Annotated in this window: 1 protein-coding gene; it reads left to right on the top strand. The window is 66.7% G+C overall.

All coding sequences use genetic code 11. From position 1 onward, the window contains the following. Positions 1-1,785: ABC transporter substrate-binding protein (locus tag AC30N0_RS11890; protein ID WP_489518123.1), on the top strand; the 1,785-nt coding region annotated here is incomplete at both ends.

The raw sequence follows: 1,785 nt of genomic DNA, 5'->3' as shown, positions 1-1,785 counted from the left end.
TACCTGGACCCGACCGCGTCGTACTCGAACCCCGAGTCGGCCTACACCTTCCAGGTCTACGAGCCGCTCTACGGCTACCACTACCTGAAGCGGCCGTACGAGCTCGTTCCGAAGGCAGCGGCCGCGGTCACCAAGCCCTACTACCTGGACAGGAACGGCCAGCGCCTCGGTGAAGATGCCCCCGCCGAGCAGATCGCCCAGAGCGTCTACGAGATTCCGATCCGGCACGGCATCCTGTATGCACCGCACCCGGCGTTCGCCCGGGACGGGCAGGGCCACTACCTCTATCACCGCCTGAGCCGGGGCGAGCTGGGCAACAAGCGCTCGCCCTGGGAGTTCGCGCAGCAGGGAACGCGCGAGCTGGTCGCCGACGACTTCGTCTACGCCCTGAAACGTCATGCGACGACGCGGATCGAGGCGCCCGTGTACGCGATCTTCGCGGAGTACGTGCTCGGCCTGAAGGCGTACGGCGACACGGTCAAAGCCGAGGACAAGAAGCTGCTCGCCGGCTTGCCTGCCGACGTGCGCGACAAGCCCTTCCTCGACTTCCGCAAGTGGCCGCTGGAGGGCGCCGAGGCGCCCGATCCGCACGTGCTGCGCCTGCGCCTGAAGGGCAAGTACCCGCAGTGGAACTACTGGATGGCGATGCCCTTCATGGCGCCGATACCGTGGGAAGCCGACGCGTTCTATGCCCAGGCCGGCATGGCCGACAACGGCATGTCGCTGAACCAGTGGCCGGTCGGCACGGGCCCCTTCATGATGACCGAGTTCATCCGCGACCGACGTCACGTCCTCGAGCGCAACCCGAACTTCCGCGGCGAGTTCTACCCATGCGAAGGCGAGGCGAGCGACGGCCCGGACGGGCTGCTCGCCGACTGCGGCAAGCGCATGCCCTTCGTCGACCGCCTCTACGTGACGATCGAGAAGGAGAAGGTGCCGCGCAAGGAGAAGTTCAAGCAGGGCTACCTCGACGTCCCCGAGATCGAGCGACCGGAGTGGGGCGTCGACTTCCGCAACGACGCGAACAACTCCGACGACGTCCGGCGCCGCTTCGAGGAGCGCGGCTACAAGTTCCCGCTGATGACCGACATCTCCGAGTGGTACCTCGGCTTCAACATGCTCGATCCGGTCGTCGGCCGGGGCGCCACGCCGGCGCAGCAGGAGAAGAACCGCAAGCTCCGCCAGGCGCTCTCGATCGCCATCGACTGGGAGGAGGGCTACGGCCGCATCTTCCTGAGCAAGGGCGGCGTGACCGCGCACGGCCCGGTGCCGCCCGGGCTGTTCGGCTCGCGCGAAGGGCAGGGCACCTTCCACAACCCCGTCACGCACAAACTGCAGGACGGCAAGGTCGTGCGCCGCTCGATCGACGAAGCGAAGAAGCTGCTCGCCGAGGCGGGCTATCCCGAAGGCCGCGACGCCGCGACCGGACGCCCGCTGGTCCTCAACTACGACTTCCAGCGCGCCGTCACCCCCGAGGCCAAGACCGAGAACGACTGGATGGTCCGCCAGTTCGCCAAGCTCGGCATCCAGCTCGAGGTGCGGGCGACCGACTTCAATCAGTTTCAGGACAAGACGCTGAAGGGCAAGCACCAGATCTTCTGGGCCGGCTGGCTCGCCGACTATCCCGACGCGGAGAACTTCCTCTTCCTCCTCTACGGGCCGAACGCCAAGTCGAAGTCGCAGGGCGAGAACGTCGCCAACTACGAGAACCCGGAATACGACAAGCTCTACCGCGAGCTGCAGTCGCTCGACGAGGGGCCGAGGAAGCAGGAAGTCATCGACGCC

This window comes from Rhizobacter sp. (assembly GCF_031412495.1).
Lineage (GTDB): Bacteria > Pseudomonadota > Gammaproteobacteria > Burkholderiales > Burkholderiaceae_C > Schlegelella_A.
This window is presented reverse-complemented; position numbering and strand designations above follow the sequence as displayed.